Genomic DNA, 293 nt, shown 5'->3' with positions numbered 1-293 from the left:
GCAATTGAGCGTAAAGATGGTCCAACAGCGCTGATCTTCTCTCGTCAAAACCTAGCGCAACAAGCCCGTACGGCTGAGCAAGTAGCAGACATCGCTAAGGGTGCCTACATCCTAAAAGATTGCGCAGGCAAGCCTGAGTTGATCCTAATTGCGACGGGTTCTGAAATTGAGCTAGCGGTTGCTGCTGCTGACAAGCTAAGCGCTGAAGGTAAGTTAGTACGCGTTGTTTCAATGCCATCTACTGATGCATTTGACAAGCAAGACGCCGCTTACCGTGAAGCAGTGCTTCCATC

At 50.2% G+C, this 293-nt stretch carries 1 protein-coding gene; it reads left to right on the top strand.

Annotated elements, in window-relative coordinates:
- The coding region (locus H2O73_RS20820; protein ID WP_281364269.1) for a transketolase-like TK C-terminal-containing protein at positions 1-293 on the top strand (293 nt) is incomplete at both ends.

It is taken from the genome of Vibrio marinisediminis, from assembly GCF_014050145.1.
GTDB classification, from domain to species: domain Bacteria; phylum Pseudomonadota; class Gammaproteobacteria; order Enterobacterales; family Vibrionaceae; genus Vibrio; species Vibrio marinisediminis.
This window is presented reverse-complemented; position numbering and strand designations above follow the sequence as displayed.